The 18374-nt window shown below is 54.3% G+C and carries 20 protein-coding genes, 1 tRNA gene and 1 other RNA gene; 12 read left to right on the forward strand and 10 right to left on the reverse strand.

All coding sequences use genetic code 11. The features are described 5' to 3' along the window. Nucleotides 1–20 precede the first annotated feature (20 nt). Complete coding sequence (locus tag LGT44_RS17750) at nt 21–572, reverse strand: UPF0149 family protein (protein ID WP_186435801.1); 552 nt, start codon at nt 570–572, stop codon at nt 21–23. A 160-nt stretch (nt 573–732) separates the two neighbouring features. On the opposite strand from LGT44_RS17750, the gene LGT44_RS17755 reads away from it, so the two are divergent. The 4 genes from LGT44_RS17755 to LGT44_RS17770 all read left to right on the forward strand — a co-directional run bounded on the left by LGT44_RS17755 (nt 733) and on the right by LGT44_RS17770 (nt 2112). After that, a complete protein-coding gene (locus tag LGT44_RS17755; RefSeq protein WP_145467122.1) occupies nt 733–954 on the forward strand; it encodes a TIGR02449 family protein in 222 nt (73 codons plus the stop codon). Next, nucleotides 947–1261 carry a cell division protein ZapA gene (locus tag LGT44_RS17760; protein ID WP_145467124.1) on the forward strand — a complete coding sequence of 105 codons (315 nt, stop codon included), beginning with the start codon at nt 947–949 and terminating at the stop codon, nt 1259–1261. Before LGT44_RS17755 ends, LGT44_RS17760 begins: the two co-directional genes overlap by 8 nt. A gap of 65 nt (nt 1262–1326) precedes the next feature. After that, nucleotides 1327–1506, forward strand: a non-coding RNA gene (gene ssrS / locus LGT44_RS17765) — 6S RNA. Nucleotides 1507–1530: 24 nt separating this feature from the next. After that, nucleotides 1531–2112: a 5-formyltetrahydrofolate cyclo-ligase gene (locus LGT44_RS17770; RefSeq protein ID WP_268866523.1), complete on the forward strand. Its 582-nt coding sequence runs from the start codon at nt 1531–1533 to the stop codon at nt 2110–2112. 2 nt (nt 2113–2114) lie between these two features. On the opposite strand, the gene LGT44_RS20065 is transcribed toward LGT44_RS17770, so the two are convergent. After that, complete coding sequence (locus tag LGT44_RS20065; RefSeq protein WP_268866524.1) at nt 2115–2240, reverse strand: hypothetical protein; 126 nt, start codon at nt 2238–2240, stop codon at nt 2115–2117. A 144-nt stretch (nt 2241–2384) separates the two neighbouring features. Here LGT44_RS20065 and LGT44_RS17775 point away from each other — a divergent pair, with 144 nt between their 5' ends. Continuing rightward, nucleotides 2385–2864: an EVE domain-containing protein gene (locus LGT44_RS17775; protein WP_230332152.1), complete on the forward strand. Its 480-nt coding sequence runs from the start codon at nt 2385–2387 to the stop codon at nt 2862–2864. After that, nucleotides 2857–3135: a CDGSH iron-sulfur domain-containing protein gene (locus LGT44_RS17780; RefSeq protein ID WP_230332151.1), complete on the forward strand. Its 279-nt coding sequence runs from the start codon at nt 2857–2859 to the stop codon at nt 3133–3135. Before LGT44_RS17775 ends, LGT44_RS17780 begins: the two co-directional genes overlap by 8 nt. Nucleotide 3136: 1 nt before the next feature. Here the strand turns inward: LGT44_RS17780 and LGT44_RS17785 are convergent, their stop codons facing one another. The 3 genes from LGT44_RS17785 to glnA form a co-directional block, all read right to left on the reverse strand. Then, nucleotides 3137–3583 (reverse strand): ester cyclase, encoded by a 447-nt coding sequence (locus LGT44_RS17785; RefSeq protein WP_230333667.1) that lies wholly within the window; start codon nt 3581–3583, stop codon nt 3137–3139. A 125-nt stretch (nt 3584–3708) separates the two neighbouring features. Further along, nucleotides 3709–4680, reverse strand: a complete 972-nt coding sequence (locus tag LGT44_RS17790; RefSeq protein WP_230332150.1) for an alpha/beta hydrolase — start codon at nt 4678–4680, stop codon at nt 3709–3711. A gap of 168 nt (nt 4681–4848) precedes the next feature. Further along, on the reverse strand, nt 4849–6255 hold the full coding sequence (gene glnA / locus LGT44_RS17795) for a glutamate--ammonia ligase (protein WP_145467136.1): 1407 nt from the start codon (nt 6253–6255) through the stop codon (nt 4849–4851). 428 nt (nt 6256–6683) lie between these two features. On the opposite strand from glnA, the gene typA reads away from it, so the two are divergent. Then, nucleotides 6684–8495 carry a translational GTPase TypA gene (gene typA, locus LGT44_RS17800; RefSeq protein WP_145467138.1) on the forward strand — a complete coding sequence of 604 codons (1812 nt, stop codon included), beginning with the start codon at nt 6684–6686 and terminating at the stop codon, nt 8493–8495. A gap of 90 nt (nt 8496–8585) precedes the next feature. Beyond that, on the forward strand, nt 8586–9416 hold the full coding sequence (locus LGT44_RS17805; protein ID WP_225691366.1) for a substrate-binding periplasmic protein: 831 nt from the start codon (nt 8586–8588) through the stop codon (nt 9414–9416). A gap of 73 nt (nt 9417–9489) precedes the next feature. On the opposite strand, the gene LGT44_RS17810 is transcribed toward LGT44_RS17805, so the two are convergent. The 4 genes from LGT44_RS17810 to LGT44_RS17825 all read right to left on the reverse strand — a co-directional run bounded on the left by LGT44_RS17810 (nt 9490) and on the right by LGT44_RS17825 (nt 14066). Beyond that, on the reverse strand, nt 9490–10752 hold the full coding sequence (locus LGT44_RS17810) for a malic enzyme-like NAD(P)-binding protein (RefSeq protein ID WP_145467143.1): 1263 nt from the start codon (nt 10750–10752) through the stop codon (nt 9490–9492). A gap of 148 nt (nt 10753–10900) precedes the next feature. Next, the gene (locus LGT44_RS17815; protein WP_225691365.1) at nt 10901–12232 is read right to left on the reverse strand and encodes a HAMP domain-containing sensor histidine kinase; all 1332 of its coding nucleotides are present in this window, start codon (nt 12230–12232) and stop codon (nt 10901–10903) included. Nucleotides 12233–12259: 27 nt separating this feature from the next. After that, complete coding sequence (locus LGT44_RS17820; protein ID WP_145467147.1) at nt 12260–12958, reverse strand: response regulator; 699 nt, start codon at nt 12956–12958, stop codon at nt 12260–12262. Between the two features lie 91 nt (nt 12959–13049). Then, complete coding sequence (locus LGT44_RS17825) at nt 13050–14066, reverse strand: AI-2E family transporter (RefSeq protein WP_145467149.1); 1017 nt, start codon at nt 14064–14066, stop codon at nt 13050–13052. 115 nt (nt 14067–14181) lie between these two features. On the opposite strand from LGT44_RS17825, the gene LGT44_RS17830 reads away from it, so the two are divergent. The 4 genes from LGT44_RS17830 (at nt 14182) to LGT44_RS17845 (ending at nt 17792) form a co-directional block, all read left to right on the forward strand. After that, nucleotides 14182–14266, forward strand: a tRNA-Leu gene (locus LGT44_RS17830). A gap of 19 nt (nt 14267–14285) precedes the next feature. Continuing rightward, nucleotides 14286–14624, forward strand: coding sequence for a CidA/LrgA family protein (locus LGT44_RS17835; protein ID WP_145467151.1), 339 nt, complete (start codon nt 14286–14288; stop codon nt 14622–14624). Continuing rightward, nucleotides 14621–15304: an LrgB family protein gene (locus LGT44_RS17840; protein WP_145467153.1), complete on the forward strand. Its 684-nt coding sequence runs from the start codon at nt 14621–14623 to the stop codon at nt 15302–15304. The genes LGT44_RS17835 and LGT44_RS17840 overlap by 4 nt, the downstream gene beginning before the upstream one ends. A 43-nt stretch (nt 15305–15347) precedes the next feature. Next, nucleotides 15348–17792, forward strand: a complete 2445-nt coding sequence (locus LGT44_RS17845; protein WP_230332149.1) for a PAS domain-containing hybrid sensor histidine kinase/response regulator — start codon at nt 15348–15350, stop codon at nt 17790–17792. Between the two features lie 7 nt (nt 17793–17799). On the opposite strand, the gene nudE is transcribed toward LGT44_RS17845, so the two are convergent. Beyond that, nucleotides 17800–18366 (reverse strand): ADP compounds hydrolase NudE, encoded by a 567-nt coding sequence (gene nudE / locus LGT44_RS17850; protein ID WP_225691361.1) that lies wholly within the window; start codon nt 18364–18366, stop codon nt 17800–17802. Nucleotides 18367–18374: the final 8 nt, after the last annotated feature.

Raw genomic sequence — 18374 nt, forward strand, 5'->3', positions numbered from 1 at the left:
ACCTCGTCAATGCGTAGAGATCAGTGCAGGGTTTTAGGGGCCGGAGCGGTTTTGTTCATGCCGTAAAAGACGGTCAGCGCAGCAACACGGGCATGCTCAGCCAGTTCCAGATACAGCATTTCGTTCTGCGGATCCTGCGGGTCATCCAGTGACGCCTGCGAAAAGGCATCCAGATCCTGCAGTACCTCCAGCACGTCTTCCGGCACTTTGCCCTGAATCTGGCCCGAAGCACCAAAGCCGTCGAGGAAGCCTTTGCTCCACTGTGCCAGGCATTCAACCTGCTCGTCGATATCGGCATCTTCATCGGCTGGCAGCAGCACACTGAATTCCATCGACTCGCCGCTCAGGCCAAGCAGCACGTCATCGTAAAAAGTCTGCAGAAACGCCTGCAGCGGTGCTTCCGGAGTTTCTTCCAGCTCCAGATATTCCTGCGCTTCCAGTAACCAGTCGGCCGCTTTCAGCCGCGCACCGGAAGCAAGATAGCCGGTCAGCCAGCCATGCAGGGCGGATGGAGTCTGGTAGCAGCGTGATTCCAGCCACAGATCAGCGGCTGCGGAAAATTCGATCGTCATAACGTCCTCAACGGGAGGGAAAGCGGTCATTCTATCATTGCTGCCGCGAAAGAATCCGCAAATGCCGGAAGCGGAAGGGAATAAAGCAGCAAAGCCGCCTTCCGTCGATTGACCCCGCCGCCAGCGGCCTCTTATAGTTAGCCTGTTCTCACTAACCACTATGATGGCAATGCAAAATCCTGAACTCCAGAGCCTGCAGCGTAAGATCGAAAAACTGCTGACCGTGCACCAGGAACTGCGCGAGCAGAATAAAGCCATGCGCGCTGCGGAAGCGAGCTGGCAGGCCGAGCGTGCAAAACTGATGCAGCAGAACGAAATTGCCCGTCGCAAGGTCAATGAAATGATTACCCGTCTGCAAACGCTGGAGCGCAATAGTGGCTAACCCATCCAAAACCCTGGAATTACTGATTCTCGACCGTGAGTACCGCATCAACTGTCCCGATGGTGCAGAAGAAAAACTGCGCGATGCGGCGCGTTATCTCAACGAGAAAATGTCCGAAATAAAGAACGCCGGCTCCTCCGCCGGCAAAGTGCTGGGCACTGATCGTGTGGCGGTTATTGCGGCACTGAACATCGCTCATCAGTTGCGTGAGCTGGAAGCCGAAAACCTGCAGATGAAGCGCGATCTGAACAAGATGAACGCCGCCATTGATGAAGCTCTGGAGCAGGATCTGCAGCTGGAGCTGTGATTCTGTAACGCAGGTTTCATTACAAAATCCTCATTTTTTCATAATGATCTCTGATATACTGCGCCTGCTCCCTGGGGTGTTTGCCAGTCGATAAAGTCCTGAGCCGATGCACTTTTTTATGGAAGGTTTCACTCGCTGATGTGCGCATGTCCGCCCGACGGAAAGCCTGATTCAGTGTCTGGCCTGCCACCTTGGACCACAGGGTTCAAGGCCTTTATTTACGACAGCGGCACAGTGGGGAGCCCTTCCGATTTCTGCGTTTAATTCCGATGAATAAAACCGAACTCCGCCGGCATATGCGCCGCCAACGCCGCGCGCTTAACCGCCGCCAGCGTCAGCAGGCCGCACAGCAGCTACTGCACTCTCTGCGTCAGTCCACGCACTTTCAGCATTCGCGTCATATTGCCGTGTATTTAACCAATGATGGCGAGATTGATACCTCGGTCTTTATCCGCGACTTACAGCGCCGTGGCAAAACCCTCTACCTGCCGGTGCTGCACCCGCTGCGTAAAGGACACCTGAGCTTTCTGCCCTTTAACCGCCAGAGCCGCATGATCAAAAACCGTTTTGGTATCAGCGAGCCAGACTTTGCCAGCCACCGGGCGATGCCGGCACGTTTTATCAATCTGATCTGTATGCCATTGGTCGCCTTCGATGAGAGTGGCAACCGGCTGGGAATGGGTGGCGGCTTTTACGACCGCACACTGGCCTTCAGCCGCCAGCCCGGAAACAAACCCCGGCTGATTGGCTGTGCCTATGAATTACAAAAGACAGCGGCACTACCCGCTGAAGACTGGGATATACCGCTGACGGCCATTGCCACCGATGCAGGGCTGCACCGTTTCTGTTAATCCTAGCGGATACTGTTTTCCATGGTCATCAGTGACGCCGGGCGTTTGACCTCGCTGGTCATACCAGTCACCGCTGCACCCAGCAGCACAATGATACTGAGAAGAATCAGAATATCGGGTTTTTTCATTACTGTTTGTTCCTACTGCATTCCGTATTACGGATTAGAACCTGTGATCATTGAATGCTACGCTGCCCTTGCACGCTCAGCCTGATGCTTGTTAATGGCACCTCTCGCGAGAGCAATACTCGGACCACTTTATAGTCAGAAAATATGAATCACTGGTTACTGAAATCTGAGCCGGACGTTTTTAGTTATTATCATCTTGAGGCCGCACCAGGCAGGCGCACAGTATGGGACGGCGTGCGCAATTATCAAGCGCGGAACATACTGCGGGATGAGATCCAGGTCTCAGATCTGGCGTTTTTTTACCATTCCAGCTGTAAAGAGCCTGCAATTATCGGCGTGTGCCGCGTTACCCGCACCGGACTTGCCGATCCGTCACAGTTTGATCCGGCCTCCGATTATTTTGATGCAAAATCCGATGCGGCCAATCCGCGCTGGATCACCATCGAAGTCGAAGCCCTGCGCGCACTCAAACACCCCATTACGCTGAAAGATATGCGCAAAGACAGTGCACTGCAGGAAATGGCTCTGCTCAACCGTTCTCGCCTTTCCGTTCAGCCGGTAAGCGCTGAAGAATGGTCGCATATTCTGCATCTGGCCGCCGACGACGGACATTTCCATGAATGAAATAACGCCCCATGTGGTCACCCTGAATGCAGACCAGAGCTATCAGATTTGCCAGTGCGGACGCTGCAGCAGCGCACCCTTTGCCGCCGACAATTGCCCCCGACCGCTGAGCCTGCACAGCGATCAGAAGCAACTGGTGTGGTTGTGCAGCTGCGGACGCAGTGGGGCCATGCCCTACTGCGATGGCAGTCATAATCCGCGCAATAAAATGAGTATTCGGGAGGCGATCAGGGAAATGGCTCAGGACTTACTCAGCCACTTCCGTAAATAGCTCAGAACGCCGCAGCCGCGGCATTGGGTGTCATGATTTTACGCACCTGATGAAACAGGTCTGCGGTGTCGAGCAAAGAGTTGCCCGACTGAATCATACCGTGGCGCACCTGCCAGAAGGTGGCCGCATGTAGGGCAATGACCTTATCCACAGGCTCAAAGCCCATCAGCGGGCGCACCAGCGTGCCACTGAAAGTCGATTGGGTAACCACCAGATTGCCTTCACACACCACCTCTTCAACCCCAATGGAAAAGTCTTCCATAGAGTTGCGGATAGTCTGAATCAGGGTCTCCATACCATCCAGACCCAGCGGCATATTCACCATGCTCGCATAGTAGGTGAAGTCGCGGGCAACCAGAGAACGCGCCAGATTAAAGCGCCCCTGATTCCAGGTCAGCTCAACAAAATTGTGTACCAGCTTTTTATTACTATCCAGACGCGCGTCCATGTCATTCTCCTGCAGTGCAGACATCCTTGCCTGCTGAATCACAGCCATTGGCCTTTTGCGCGATACTACGCAGCGGATAGTTATACTCTTAGGACAATTCGGGTCAATATGGCAAAAGTTGGAAATCAGACCGGGTTGGAATCGGACAGTAACCATTCCGCCAGCTGACGATAGATCTGCTCTCTGTGCTGCGGTGACTCATTCACCAGATGGTGCTGACCACCGGGCAACATCATCAGACGCTGACGGGGAAACTTCTGCGCCAGCAGTTTCAGATTATGACGCCAGGCGACGGTATTATCGTTATCACCCTGCACGATGGTTACCGCCAGTTCAGAAGCGGGCAATGCTTCAATATAGGGTATCCATTGCTTCAGGGCTCCGACCCAACGCACACTGAGGTGATGTGGCTGCAACGGGTCCTCCTCAGCGATAAAGCGCAGAAAATCGGTATCTGCCGAATTGGGGTTAAACTTGCGCCGTACCTGACGCAGAAACAGGCTGACAAAGGTATGCACCAAACGTCCTTTGTACCAGCCTTTCGGGCGTACCAGAGGAGCCATCAGGGTAATGCCGGCAAAGGGGGATTGCGCTTTGGTCAGCTGGCGCTTGAGCAGATAATTAATAATGATGGCGCCACCAGTACTCTGACCGAAGACATACAACGGGCCGCCAAGGCCGCCACGGGTACGCTGCAGAATCAGGCTAAACACTTCGTCGTATTCCTGGAAACTGCCGATGGATGCGCTCTCGCCGCTGGAAAGTCCGTGCCCGGGCAGATCGAACGTCACCACATTCAACCCCTGCTGCAGGCAAAAGCCAATCAGCGAACCGTACAGACCAACATGGTCGTAGTACCCATGAACAACGATGGCAGTACCGCGCGGGTTCTGTGGACGCCATACCTGCACAGCTATCTGGTAATCAGCCGCCTGTATCAGCCCGGCAAAGTGACGCACGCCACTCAGCTCTGGAAAGTCCAGCCGGTACATCTGCAGATAAGCATCCATTTGCGCACCAGAGGCCGGCTCACGAAACTGCCAGTCCATCGGTTTAAGGGCAGAAACCAGACCGTTCTTACTCCAGCTCAGACTCACATTCAGCACTCCGGAAAATAACACCGACATACTAGGCGCTGACAGCAACGATGCCTAGCCACCCTTGCCGTTAAAGACTAAATAAGCCGCAGCAACAGCTTAACCAGCTAAAAAACAGCAATAAAAAAGGGCTCCGAAGAGCCCTTTTTACGATCTGGCTAAAGCGTATTACACGCTGTAGTACATATCGTATTCAACCGGGTGAGTGGTGTGCTCAACGCGGTAAACTTCTTCCATCTTCAGGTCGATGTAAGCTTCGATCATATCCTTGCTGAATACGCCGCCTGCAGTCAGGTACTCGTGGTCAGCTTTCAGGCTGTCCAGAGCTTCACGCAGAGAGCCACAAACCTGTGGAATCTTGGCTGCTTCTTCAGCTGGCAGATCGTACAGATCTTTGTCAGCTGCATCGCCAGGGTGGATCTTGTTCTTAACGCCGTCCAGACCAGCCATCAGCAGAGCTGCGAAAGCCAGGTATGGGTTAGCAATCGGATCCGGGAAACGCGCTTCGATACGCTTGCCTTTTGGAGACGCAACGTAAGGAATACGGATAGAAGCAGAACGGTTACGGGCAGAGTAAGCCAGCATTACCGGAGCTTCGAAGCCTGGGATCAGACGCTTGTAAGAGTTAGTACCTGGGTTGGTGAACGCGTTCAGGGACTTAGCGTGCTTGATGATACCGCCGATGTAGAACAGGGCAGTTTCAGACAGGCCGGCATAGCCATCACCAGCGAACTGGTTTACGCCGTCTTTCCAGTAAGACATGTGAACGTGCATACCGGAACCGTTATCACCACAGATTGGCTTAGGCATGAAAGTAGCGGTTTTGCCGTAAGCTGCTGCAACGTTATGGATAACGTATTTCAGCATCTGCACTTCGTCAGCTTTCTTAACCAGGGTGTTGAACTTTACACCGATTTCGTTCTGACCGGCGTTCGCCACTTCGTGGTGGTGAACTTCAACGTCCAGACCGATAGCTTCCAGAGTGTTACACATGGCCGCACGGATATCGTGGTGGCTGTCTACCGGAGGAACCGGGAAGTAACCGCCTTTAACGCGTGGACGGTGACCCAGGTTGCCGCCTTCCATCACAGTCTCAGTGTTCCAGGCTGCTTCGGAAGAGTTGATTTTGCAGAAGCTGCCGGACATGTCAGAGCCCCAGCGAACATCGTCAAACATGAAGAATTCCGGCTCTGGACCGAAGAATGCAGTATCACCCAGACCAGTAGACTTCAGGTACTCTTCAGCGCGCAGTGCAACAGAACGTGGGTCGCGGTCGTAGCCCTGCATAGTGGCAGGCTCGATGATGTCGCAACGCAGAACCAGAGTGGCGTCTTCGGTGAATGGGTCCAGGAAGCTGGTGCTGTCATCCGGACGCAGGATCATGTCGGATTCGTTAATGCCTTTCCAGCCAGCAATAGAAGAACCGTCGAACATCTGTCCGGTTTCGAAGAAATCTTCGTCTACATAACGCGCAGGAATAGTAACGTGCTGTTCTTTGCCTTTGAAATCGGTAAAGCGCAGATCAACCCACTTTACATCGTTTTCTTTGATTAAATTCAGAGTGTTCTCTGACATCTCACTGTCTCCAGATGCTGGTTCAACTTGATACGGGGTTTAGCCCCGGCTTGCCATGCTCAGTATTGGAGCAAGTAGTGTGCCATTTTATCTTATGGCGTAGCCCGCATGAAATCAGGGCTGCAAAACAACAAACAGGCACTCACTGCACCAAAATAAATCACAACCTGAACCAAATGCACCATTTTAGCGCGATGGCGTGAGGTGAATACGCTAGCCAGTACAAGCCTGCACATTATAGGTTCACTTGAACACCGCAGTACATGGGATTCGGCACAAAAACAGCGCTTTCATTTATCCCCTGATTAATGCCGGCAGAAATGTCCGCAGAATATGCTTGCAGCGGCGAAATTGATGTCACGCTGACGACCCGTTTCAGGTATAATCGCGCCTCATTTTTTGTACAAACTTTCACCAAGGCCATTCTTGTGATCGACAACCTCAGAAACATCGCCATCATCGCGCACGTTGACCATGGCAAAACTACCCTGGTCGACAAACTGCTCGAGCAGTCCGGCACCCTGGACCGCAAAGATCAGGGCGGCGAGCGGGTCATGGACTCCAACGACCAGGAAAAAGAGCGTGGTATTACCATTCTGGCGAAGAATACCGCTATTAAATGGAACGACTACCGCATCAACATCGTTGACACCCCAGGACACGCCGACTTCGGTGGTGAAGTGGAACGGGTTATGTCGATGGTTGACTCCGTCTGCCTGCTGGTAGACGCCGTTGACGGTCCGATGCCACAGACCCGCTTCGTTACCCAGAAAGCCTTCGAACGTGGCCTGCGCCCGATCGTGGTGATCAACAAAATCGACCGCCCGGGTGCGCGTCCGGACTGGGTTATGGACGAAATGTTCGACCTGTTCGACCGTCTCGGTGCAACCGAAGAACAGCTCGACTTCCCTGTTGTATATGCCTCTGCCCTGAACGGTATCGCCGGTCTGGATCCTGACAACATGGCTGACGACATGTCACCTCTGTTCCAGATGATCGTTGACCACGTAACCCCGCCACCAGTTGATCTTGACGGCCCCTTCCAGATGCAGATCTCCGCTCTGGATTACGACAGCTATGTTGGCGTTATCGGTGTTGGCCGTATCGCCCGCGGTAAACTGAAGCCAGGTACCGATGTACAGATCGTGTCTGCCGAAGGCAAAACCCGTAAGGGTCGTGTGCTGGAAGTTAAAGGTTTCCATGGCCTGCAGCGTGTTGCTGTCCCTGAAGCCAATGCCGGTGACATCGTTTGTATTTCCGGTATCGACGGTCTGAGCATTTCCGACACTCTGTGTGATCCTTCTAAAGTAGAAGCCTTACCTCAGCTGTCTGTTGATGAGCCAACCGTATCCATGACCTTCCAGGTAAACGATTCTCCGTTTGCCGGCCGTGAAGGTAAGTTCGTAACCAGCCGTAATATCAAAGACCGTCTGGAAAAAGAACTGATTCACAACGTGGCTCTGCGTGTTGAGCCAGGCGACACTCCGGAAAAATTCAAAGTTTCCGGCCGTGGTGAGCTGCACCTGTCCGTTCTGATTGAAACCATGCGCCGCGAAGGCTTCGAGATGGGTATCTCCAAGCCGGAAGTTGTGCAGAAAGAAATCGACGGTGAGATCCAGGAGCCTTACGAACAGGTTGTGATCGACATCGAAGAAGAGCACCAGGGCTCCATCATGGAAGAGATGGGCAACCGTCGCGCCGAGATGACCAACATGGTGCCGGATGGCAAAGGCCGTGTGCGTCTTGAGTTCATCATGCCAGCCCGTGGCCTGATCGGTTTCCGTGGTCTGTTTATGACCATGACTTCCGGTTCCGGCATCCTGACCAACATCTTCGACCATTACGGTCCGGTGCAGACCGGCCTGACCTCTACCCGTCACAACGGCGTACTGGTATCCATGGTTCCGGGTAAGATTCTGGGCTATGCCCTGTTTACCCTGCAGGAACGTGGTCGTCTGTTCGTTGCTCCGGGTCTGGAAGTGTACGAAGGCATGATCGTTGGTCTGCACAGCCGCGATAACGACCTGGTGGTTAACCCTACCAAGGCCAAGCAGCTGACCAACGTGCGTGCGTCAGGTACCGATGAAGCCATCAACCTGACGCCGCCGGTTAAGCACACGCTGGAACAGGCCCTGGAATTTATCGAAGACGACGAACTGGTGGAAGTAACTCCAACCAGCATCCGTCTGCGTAAGAAGTTCCTGACCGAAAACGAACGTAAGCGCGCCAAAAAAGGCTGATGCCCGTTCCGCCGGCTCTGCTCCAGAGCCGGCATCCCCTCCCTTCAGTTTTATCCTCAGGCACCACGTGCAAATCGTATAAATCCGGTTATGCTGAGTCTGTTGCCGGACTGGATTCACCGTTGTATGTCGTTATTTCTGCGTTTATTTGCCCACTGCCTGCCTGTACTTACCCTCGGTTTGCTGACACCGCTCAGTGCCAGTGCACAGAGTGCCGATTCGGTACGCGTTGGTTGTGGTAATTCGATCCCACCTTATGTGATCCGTCAGAATGACCGCGGCATTGTGCTCGATATCCTGCGCCGGGCACTGCAAACGCAGAATAAAACCATCGACGTACGCTATGACAACAACACCAATAACGTTATCGCTTTTAATAAAGGCGAACTGGATATTGCCTGCATCACCAGCGTAACCGCGTCGCCGAACGCGTTATTTTCCCGCCAGCCGCTGATCGTATTCCATAACATTGCCATCAGCCTGAGCAGTCGTAAGGTATCCCTGACCGATGTCAGCAGTCTGGGCAATTACAGCATCACCGCTTTTAACCTGGCCAGTCAGCTGCTGCCCGACAATTTTGCCGCAGAAGCTGCACGCAGTCCGGCTTACCGGGAACTGGCCGAACAGCAGAAACAGGTTGAGGCACTGTTTAATGGCGAGACTGATGTGATCATTCTCGAGCAGACGATATTCCGTTATTACCTCAGTCAGTTACGTCGCAACTATCCGAACAACCCGGTCTACCAGCAACCGTACCAGTACCACGATCTATTTACCCCGACCTACTACTACGCCGCGTTCCACAGCAAACAACTGCGTGATGCCTTTGATATCGGCATGGATATTCTGATCGACAGCGGCGAGCAGGATAAAATCCTGCAGAGCTACGAGCGCCTGCTGGCTGATTACCTGATTCGCTGACACTGTGGCATTGGCGTAACGACAGGCATAAAAAAACCCGGCATAGCCGGGTTTTTTACTATGGTCTGATCAATCAGATATCAGCCAGAGTTTTCAGCGGGTAGTTAGCCGGGAATGGCTTACGTGCCACACCGGTATCAACCGCAGCCTGAGCAACCGCAGCCGATACAGCACCCAGCAGACGGGTATCAACGGCTTTAGGAATGATGTACTCACGACCAAACTCCAGAGACTCCAGACCGTAAGCATCCAGAACTTCCTGAGTTACAGGTTCTTTCGCCAGACCAGCCAGAGCTTTGGCTGCAGCCAGCTTCATCTCTTCGTTGATGCGCTTGGCGCGTACGTCCAGAGCACCACGGAAGATGAATGGGAAGCCCAGTACGTTGTTTACCTGGTTAGGGTAGTCGGAACGACCGGTTGCCATGATGGCATCAGGACGAACTTCCTTAACGATTTCCGGCATGATTTCCGGAACCGGGTTAGCACAGGCGAAGATGATTGGGTTTTCTGCCATTGCTTTGATCTGTTCGCCGGTCACCATGTTAGGACCAGACAGACCCAGGAAGATATCAGCGCCATTCAGGGCATCATCAACGGTGCGCTTGTCAGTCTCAACAGCGAATGCTTGCTTGTACTGATTCAGATCGGTACGACCGGAGTGGATCACACCATTACGGTCACACATAAAGATGTTTTCTGGCTTCATGCCTGCCAGGATCAGCAGCTTGGTGCAGGAGATTGCAGCTGCGCCGGCACCCAGTACGCACATTTTGGCGTCTTCGACTTTCTTGCCAACGATTTCCAGAGCGTTCAGAGCACCGGCAACGGTTACGATCGCAGTACCATGCTGGTCATCGTGGAATACCGGGATGTCGCACTGTTCGATCAGGGTGCGTTCGATCTCAAAACACTCAGGTGCTTTGATGTCTTCCAGGTTGATACCACCGAAGGTAATAGCAATACGGCGAACGGTGTCGATAAAGGCCTGTGGGCTTTCAGACTCTACTTCGATGTCAATGGAGTCTACGCCGGCAAAGCGCTTGAACAGCAGGCTCTTACCTTCCATAACCGGCTTGGAAGCCAGAGGACCCAGATCACCCAGACCCAGAATCGCAGTACCATCAGTGATAACCGCAACCAGGTTACCCTTACCGGTGTACTTATAGGCGTTTTCAGGATCAGCAGCGATCTCCTTGACCGGCTCTGCCACACCAGGGCTGTAGGCCAGAGACAGATCCTGTGAAGTCTGCGCAGGCTTGGTCAGTTCGACACTGATTTTGCCTGGCTTAGGGAACTGATGGTAATCCAGAGCTGCTTGCTTGAAATCTTGTGACATAGTACTTGTCCAGTCTCTTCACTGTATTTAAAAGCCAGCTGTGCCACATCGTCCAGAACACAGGGGGCATAAGGGTCGTACTTTCTACCAAAAACCTATTGCTTTTTCCAGCTAATCCGGCGCTTCCCTCTTTTTTAACTGAGCCAGATCAGGTTTGTGGCTGCACAGGCAGCTGCATGATCACACGCAAACCGGGGGAGCAATTTTCGGCGCGAACGCTGCCATCATGCAGTTCAACAATGCGCTTCACCAGCGCCAGCCCGATGCCATAACCACCGGCCGCATGATCGCGGGCCGAATCGACCTGCGTAAAAGGATCGAAAATCCGCAGCAGCTCTTCTTCAGGTACGCCCGGCCCCTGATCCTGCACCCACAATTCCGCATACTCAGCACGGACTGTTACACCGACAGACAGCTCTGAGCCCTGCGGCGCAAAACGGATGGCATTACGCAACAGGTTGTCAAAAGCCCGCTCGACCAGCATCCAGTCCCAGTCACATGTCAGGGAAGCGGCCGGCCCTTTGACCATCAGTTGCAGGTGTTTTTCTTCGATCTCAACGTCTGCATTCTGCAGCCAGATCTGCAGCTGACTGCCCAGATCCAGGCGGCCGGTCTGCAACTGCTGGCTGTCGGTCTGCTGCAGCCGGGCCAGATCAAGAATCTGTCCGACCAGTCCATCGACCTGTCCGACGGCGCGTTCTATCCGGTCATGCTCCGCTGCCAGAATCTGGTGCTGATCTTTTTTGCGGGCAATACCAAGGGCAATCTGCAGGCGGGTTAATGGCGAACGTAACTCGTGCGACACATCACGCAGTAACTGCTGATGACTGTGCAATAAACGCTGCAGTGCATCGGCCATATCCACCACTTCGCTGGCCAGCATGCCGATTTCATCATGCCGGTGCAGATCACGGCGCAGACCGGAGACATCAAAATTACCCTGTGCCAGCTGGCGTACGGTGCGCTGCAGCCGACGGATTGGCCGCGTCAGGCTCCACACCAGCACAAAGCACAGCAGCGTAACCACCACCACAATCGCCAGCGGTACCAGCCAGCGGTCTTCGTTATTCAGCACGCTCTGCCATTCTTTACGGGCAACGGCGATATAGAGATAACCCTGACGCTGCAACGGCCCGATCATCAGCCAGCCGTCATTCTGCCCCCACAGAATCTGGTCAGTTTCATCCGCCTCATCGGCAAATTCTTCCAGATCGTGGGGCAACTGACTGATCATATCCACTGGCACCGCCACCAGATTCCAGCCCGGGCGCATTTTGCGCCACAGCTTGCGGCCTTCAGCCACAATCGGCCGTTCACGGTCCATCAGATGCACCAAGTGCATGGCTTCAGGCTGAGTAGCCGGGCGGAAATAATCGTCTTCAATCCATTCGTTGGTCAGCACCGCTGCCCACATGGAAAGGAAGATCACCCCCCAGAACCAGAGGAAAATTTTGAAAAACAGCGAGCGATACCAGCGCATGCACAGGCCTGTGGTAAAGGGGAGAGTTTATTCCGGGCTGACCAGCATATAGCCGCGCGAACGCACCGTTTTGATCCAGTCAGAATCATCGCTGCGGCGGCCCAGTTTCTTGCGCAGGTTGCTGACGTGCATATCGATAGAGCGATCGTAGGCCATCAGCGGACGACCCAGTGCCGCCAGCGACAGCGTATCTTTATCCACCAGCTCACCAACGTGCTCCATCATGCAATGCAGTACGCCGAATTCGGCACCGGTCAGGGCCAGTTCGACACCATCCAGAGTCACTACCCGGCGCGTGGTATTGAGCTGCAGCTCACCCACATTCAGCGTGGTGACCGCACCTTTGCCAGGCTGCTCAGCCGACAGATCAATACGGCGGAAAAGAGCCTTAATCCGCGCCACCAGTTCATGGTGGTGATAAGGCTTGGGAATATAATCATCGGCGCCATGCTCAAGACCCAGCACCCGGTCCACGCTTTCGCCACGGGCGGTCAGCATAATTACCGGCAGGGAAGACTCGGTACGCAGTTTTTTCAGCACTTCAAAGCCGTTCATTTTCGGCAGCATCACATCCAGCAGCACCAGATCGTAATCGCCGCTCAGTGCCCGCTGCAGACCGGTTTCACCGTCCTGCACAGCGGTCAGGGCGAAACCTTCCATCGACAGGTATTCCTGCAACAGTTCGCCCAGTTCGTAATCATCATCAACCAGCAGAATCGATTTCATCACCATCCTCCGTTGCGCCCAGTCTAGCGCTGCCAGCCCCGTGGCCGGCAGTGTTTTTACCCTTCTTTGCTCATACCGTGCCCTGAACAGATCAGTGATCAAGCAAGGTGGCGATCCAGCGCGACTGCGGCCGGGTTTCCAGCGCGATCTTAACCACCATGGTCAGAGGGATCGACAGCAGCATTCCCACCGGCCCGAGAATCCAGCCCCAGAACACCAACGACAGAAAAACCACCAGCGTCGACAGCCCCAGCGAGCGGCCCATCAGACGCGGCTCAACCACATTACCGAACAGCGTATTAACCAGCACATAAACCCCGGCGGTGAGCAACGCGGCTCCCGGGCCAATCTGAATTAAGGCAATCAGCACCGCCGGAACGGCCGCAATAATAGAACCGATGTTAGGTATGTAGTTGAGCAGGAAAGCAACCAGCGCCCACAGTGCCCAGTAATCAACACCGATCAGCGCCAGCAGCAGACCAACGGTCAGGCCGGTACCAAAACTGACCACGGTTTTAATCATCAGGTATTGCTGCACCGATTCAGAGAAACGCTCAAAGTGGGCAAAGGCCTGGGTTTCTTCCCCAAAGGCGCGTTTAACCTTGGCCGGAAAGCTGGAAGCTTCGAGCAGAATAAAGATCACCGTGAACAGAATCAGGAAAGTGTTGGTCAGCACGCCGCCCAGGCCATTAAACACAGAGGCAACGGTTCTCATCACTACGCCGGGATTTACATATTCGCGGATCACATTATCAGCCACTTCCACGCCAAGGCTGCGCAACCAGGTCACGCCATGACTGGTCAGCGCCTGCAGTTTCTGCTCGTACAGCGGCATATCTTTATAAAATGCCGTCAGTGTACCGCCGACAAAAGAAGCCAGTACGGTGCCAAGCAACAGGAAACCTATAACCAGCAACAACACCGCCACAACCCCGGGGACTCGGTGATTAGTCAACCAGCGCAGCAGTGGCGCACTGAGGATGGCAATAAATACCGCCAGTAAAAAAGGTACCAGCATGGCAGCGGCACTTTTAATACCTGCAATCACGATCACGACCGCGGCCGCACTCAGCAGAATATTACTGGCCAAACGATTATCTGAAGGCATAGCCATTCCCTGTTATGCAAAAAAAGGCACCATACACGAGCGCCCCCCTTCAGGGCCAGCGGCTCCGGCCTCTTGGCAAGTGCATCCGAGTTGTATAATATCCGCGCCCTGAATCGCGGAAGTGGTGAAATTGGTAGACACACTGGATTTAGGTTCCAGCGCTTCACGGCGTGAGAGTTCGAGTCTCTCCTTCCGCACCAACTTTTCAGGAGCAGACGTATGTCCGGCCTCCTTACCCTGCTGATCTTTCTGCTGCTGGGTTCTCTGTTACAAACACTGCTGCATCTTCCTGTTCCGGCATCCATTGTTGGTATGCTGCTGTTACTGCTGGCGCTGATACTGCGCGGCAAAACGCCGGATAATCTGCAGCGCATCACCCAGACGCTGTCACCCCTGCTGCCTTTATTCCTGATTCCGGTCAGTGTTGGCATCATTACCCAAAAGCAACTGCTCGCCGAACATGGTCCCGCCCTGCTGGTTATTCTTGCGCTCAGCCTGATTCCCGGTGCCTTGGTCAGTGCGCTGATTATGCGCAAGGGAGGTAAATCAGGCTCATGACACATCTGTTCAGTCTGCCGTTATTCTGGGCCGCGCTTACCATTGCGTCTTTTCTTGCCGGCCAGCAACTCTACCGCCGCCTGGGTAACAACGCCTTTATTCCGCCGATTCTGACCGGCGTTGTACTGGTCGTGACCTGTCTGGAGTTAAGCGGTGTTTCTTATCAGACCTATATGCGGGGCGGTGATTACCTGAACCAGATGCTGGGGCCTGTGGTGGTCATGCTGGCGGTACCGCTGTATCAGTTTATTCATACCATGCGTAAACAATGGCTGCGCATTGTTCTGGCGGTAACTCTGGGCAGCGGCACAACCGTAGCCTGTGCAGTGTTGCTGGCGCACTTCTGGATTGGTGATGACGCCATCACCCGCACGATCTACACAAAATCCATTACCACTCCGGTGGCACTGGCCATCAGCGAACAGGTCGGCGGCATCAATGCTCTGGCCTCAGCCTTTGTCATCATCACCGGAATTCTCGGGGCTCTGATGATTCCGTCCCTGTTAAAACTGCTGCGCATGGATGACCCGCAGGCCGTTGGACTGACACTGGGAATCTGCGCCCATGCCATTGGCACCAGTCGTGCATTGGAATTAGGACCACAGCAATCGGCCTATGCGGCAATGGCCATGACCCTGACCGCCACCCTGCATGCACTGGTATTGCCTTGGATTGTCTGACCACAAGCATCTATTGTTAAGGGACTTCGGCAAAGGACGCACTATGAGCCGCCACATAAAATACCTCTGGATGCTCGCGCTGGCGTCAACGCTGATGATCACAGTTGTTACCAGCCTCCTGCTGTATCTGCACGAAGTAAAACACCAGCAGGATGAGTTAGAGCGTCTGGCCGGCAAGTTCCTGCAACAATGGAAACTCAACTCCGACAGCCTGCCAGGCGCAGCCGAGCTGGGTTACCTGCGCAGTCAGGGGCTGGCGGTGCAGACCGGCGTATTGCATGACAATAAACTCAGCATCCGCCTGCCACCACAACCCGGAATCAGCAACGACGCCGTAACAAAAGCCGCGCAAGGCATCAGTGGCCTGCAACGGATGCATGACGAGCAGCACACCTATCTGCAGTACCTCCAGCCGCTACAGCCCGGTCAGGGTCTGGTTGTCAGCAAGTCACTGTCTCAGCTGCGCCAGTATTATCTGCAGGGCTGGGTTGGTGCGGCACTGACCGATCTGGCCGTTATCATTATTCTGTTTGCTGGTTTCCATCATCTGGTCCGGCCATTGCGTGACCAGCTCGACCGCCAGAGTCTGCAGCACAGCCTCAGCTGGGAACATATGAGTGGCATTGCGGTGCGTCTCAGTGCCCAACAGCTGATTCTTGATGCCAACCCGCGCTTTATTGAGTTGTTTGCCGATGATCACGATCAGCGCTTATCGGCAATTCAGTCCGAGGAAGAACAGCCACAGATTGCCCGTTACCTGCAGCAGGCGCTGGAAAGCCAAACACTGGTCGACTTTGAGTGCACCCTGATTGACCGTCACGGCGACCATGGACGCTGGGCACTGCATGCCCAGCCATGGCACCTCAACGGGCGCGACTACATATTGCTGACCGGCGACGACATCAGTAAACGTCATCATATGGAAGAAAAGCTGCGCGCCGAGCAACAGCGGGTACGGGCTTATTTTGATTCAATGCAGACGCTGCTGCTGGTGTGCGATAAGCAGGGCAATATTCAGCGCATCAACCAGCCGGTACAGGATCTGCTGCAGATGGATAAAAAGCAGCTGTACAAACAGCCGCTGAGTTATCTGCTGCCCAAAACCCATGCCGCACGCCTGAGTCATGACTGGCAACAGTTACTGGGCAGTCATGCAGGCAGTATGGCGTCAGAATTTCCGCTGGTTTCCGCCAGCGGCAAGGAATCAACCATCAGCTGGCGTCTGACCCGCATCAACAGTGGTGAACATCAGGAAGTACTGCTGGCCGGCCTCGACATTACCGAGGCGGTGGCCAACCAGCGGGCACTGGAAACCGCCAACGTACGCATCCGCGAGGCGCTGGAGCAGGCAGAAAGTGCCAACCGCAGTAAATCGATTTTCCTGGCCAATATGAGCCATGAAATCCGTACCCCAATGAACGGCATTCTTGGTGCCAGCGAGCTGCTGCTCGACTCGTCACTGTCAGAAGACCAGCGCCACTATCTGGATATTATTCACAACTCATCCCATGCCCTGCTCGACATCATTAACGATATTCTCGACCTGTCGAAAATTGAGTCCGGCAATCTGGAAGTTGAGCAGATTGATTTTGACCTGAACCGTCTGATCACCGACATCTATCAGCTGTTTAACGAACCGGTACGGCGCAAGGGATTATCGCTGCTGTATTACTATGACTCAGGCCTGCCCGCCAACTGGCGTGGTGACCCGAAACGGGTGCGCCAGATCATCACCAACCTGCTCAGCAATGCACTGAAATTCACCGAGAAAGGCCGTATTGAAATCCGCGTCAGCGGCCAGCAGCAGGAAGACTTCCGCTATCTGCTGAATATCGAAGTACGCGACAGCGGGATCGGTATTGCACAGGACAAAACCGAACAGATTTTTTCCGCGTTCAAACAGGCTGATACCAGCACCAGCCGCCAATACGGCGGTACCGGATTAGGACTGACCATCAGCCGTCACCTGGCGAAAGCGATGAATGGCGATATAGGACTCAGTTCAGAAATCGGTCATGGCAGCACCTTTGTGCTGCAGTTACCGTTGCACGAAGGGCACGCACCGGAAAAAGAAAAACAACCGGCCGAAAAACAGAACCGTACCCTGCATGGCCGTGTGCTGCTGGCCGAAGACAACAGCGTGAACCAGAGAATTGCCGAACGCATGCTAAGCCGGCTGGGCCTGGTGTATACCACGGTATCCAACGGCGAGCAGGCCATTACCGAAGTGCTGAGCAACGATTACGACCTGATTTTAATGGATGTGAACATGCCGGTGATGGATGGTATTACCGCTACCGAACGCATCCGCGATCTCAGCAGCCATAAAAACCATATCCCGATCATCGCCCTGACCGCCAATGCCATGCTGGAAGATAAAGAGCGTTGCCTGGCGGCCGGCATGAACGGCTTTATCAGCAAGCCCATCAGGCTGGATACCCTGGGCAAGGTAATCGCCGACTTCCTGCCCGCCAGAACCCAGGCCTGAAGCAGGCTCAGGTCAGCACTTCACCGTCAAAACGCCCGGCCAGAAATTCCTGCGCCAGCGCCAGCGCAGCGATCGCCCGGCCTTCGGTGCAGTCTTCGCGACTGTACAGTTCGTGCAGGTTGTTCAGCTTCCAGGGCACCAGTTCCAGCGGTTCCGGCTCGTCGCCTTCGAGCTTCGATTCGTACAGATCGCGGGCCACCACCACATCGATACCGCCGCTCATATAGCTGGGTGACAGGCTGAGTTTTTTCAGATGAATAAACTCCCGCGCGCCATAACCGATCTCTTCCTGCAGCTCGCGGTTACAGGCTTCGCGCAGACTCTCGCCCAGATCGATCGCACCTTTTGGCAACGTGAGGGTGTAATCTTCAATTCCGCCCCCATATTCCCGGATCAGGGCAATGGTATCGTTATCCAGCAGCGCGACCAGCATCACTGCGCCGCTTCCTCCGGGCATCAGACGCTCATAGGTCCGCTCAACTCCGTTACTGAAGCGCAGATCGAAGGATTCCACCCGGAACAAACGGCTCTGCGCCACCAGATGACGTTGCAAAATCTGTGGTTTTTTATGCATAACAGCCC

The sequence above is a fragment of the Thalassolituus alkanivorans genome (assembly GCF_020447205.1).
Taxonomy (GTDB): domain Bacteria; phylum Pseudomonadota; class Gammaproteobacteria; order Pseudomonadales; family Oceanobacteraceae; genus Venatoribacter; species Venatoribacter alkanivorans.

Bases quoted from the DNA above. Each gene is read 5' to 3' on its own strand.
- LGT44_RS17780 (WP_230332151.1), top strand. From the start codon at position 2,857: ATGAATGAAATAACGCCCCATGTGGTCACCCTGAATGCAGACCAGAGC.
- LGT44_RS20065 (WP_268866524.1), bottom strand. From the start codon at position 2,240: ATGAAAAAACCCGATATTCTGATTCTTCTCAGTATCATTGTGCTGCTG.
- LGT44_RS17775 (WP_230332152.1), top strand. From the start codon at position 2,385: ATGAATCACTGGTTACTGAAATCTGAGCCGGACGTTTTTAGTTATTAT.
- LGT44_RS17845 (WP_230332149.1), top strand. From the start codon at position 15,348: ATGAGCCGCCACATAAAATACCTCTGGATGCTCGCGCTGGCGTCAACG.
- LGT44_RS17815 (WP_225691365.1), bottom strand. From the start codon at position 12,232: ATGCGCTGGTATCGCTCGCTGTTTTTCAAAATTTTCCTCTGGTTCTGG.
- LGT44_RS17755 (WP_145467122.1), top strand. From the start codon at position 733: ATGATGGCAATGCAAAATCCTGAACTCCAGAGCCTGCAGCGTAAGATC.
- LGT44_RS17820 (WP_145467147.1), bottom strand. From the start codon at position 12,958: ATGAAATCGATTCTGCTGGTTGATGATGATTACGAACTGGGCGAACTG.
- LGT44_RS17750 (WP_186435801.1), bottom strand. From the start codon at position 572: ATGACGATCGAATTTTCCGCAGCCGCTGATCTGTGGCTGGAATCACGC.
- LGT44_RS17810 (WP_145467143.1), bottom strand. From the start codon at position 10,752: ATGTCACAAGATTTCAAGCAAGCAGCTCTGGATTACCATCAGTTCCCT.
- glnA (WP_145467136.1), bottom strand. From the start codon at position 6,255: ATGTCAGAGAACACTCTGAATTTAATCAAAGAAAACGATGTAAAGTGG.
- nudE (WP_225691361.1), bottom strand. From the start codon at position 18,366: ATGCATAAAAAACCACAGATTTTGCAACGTCATCTGGTGGCGCAGAGC.
- LGT44_RS17770 (WP_268866523.1), top strand. From the start codon at position 1,531: ATGAATAAAACCGAACTCCGCCGGCATATGCGCCGCCAACGCCGCGCG.
- LGT44_RS17785 (WP_230333667.1), bottom strand. From the start codon at position 3,583: ATGGACGCGCGTCTGGATAGTAATAAAAAGCTGGTACACAATTTTGTT.
- LGT44_RS17835 (WP_145467151.1), top strand. From the start codon at position 14,286: ATGTCCGGCCTCCTTACCCTGCTGATCTTTCTGCTGCTGGGTTCTCTG.
- LGT44_RS17825 (WP_145467149.1), bottom strand. From the start codon at position 14,066: ATGCCTTCAGATAATCGTTTGGCCAGTAATATTCTGCTGAGTGCGGCC.
- LGT44_RS17840 (WP_145467153.1), top strand. From the start codon at position 14,621: ATGACACATCTGTTCAGTCTGCCGTTATTCTGGGCCGCGCTTACCATT.
- LGT44_RS17805 (WP_225691366.1), top strand. From the start codon at position 8,586: ATGCTGAGTCTGTTGCCGGACTGGATTCACCGTTGTATGTCGTTATTT.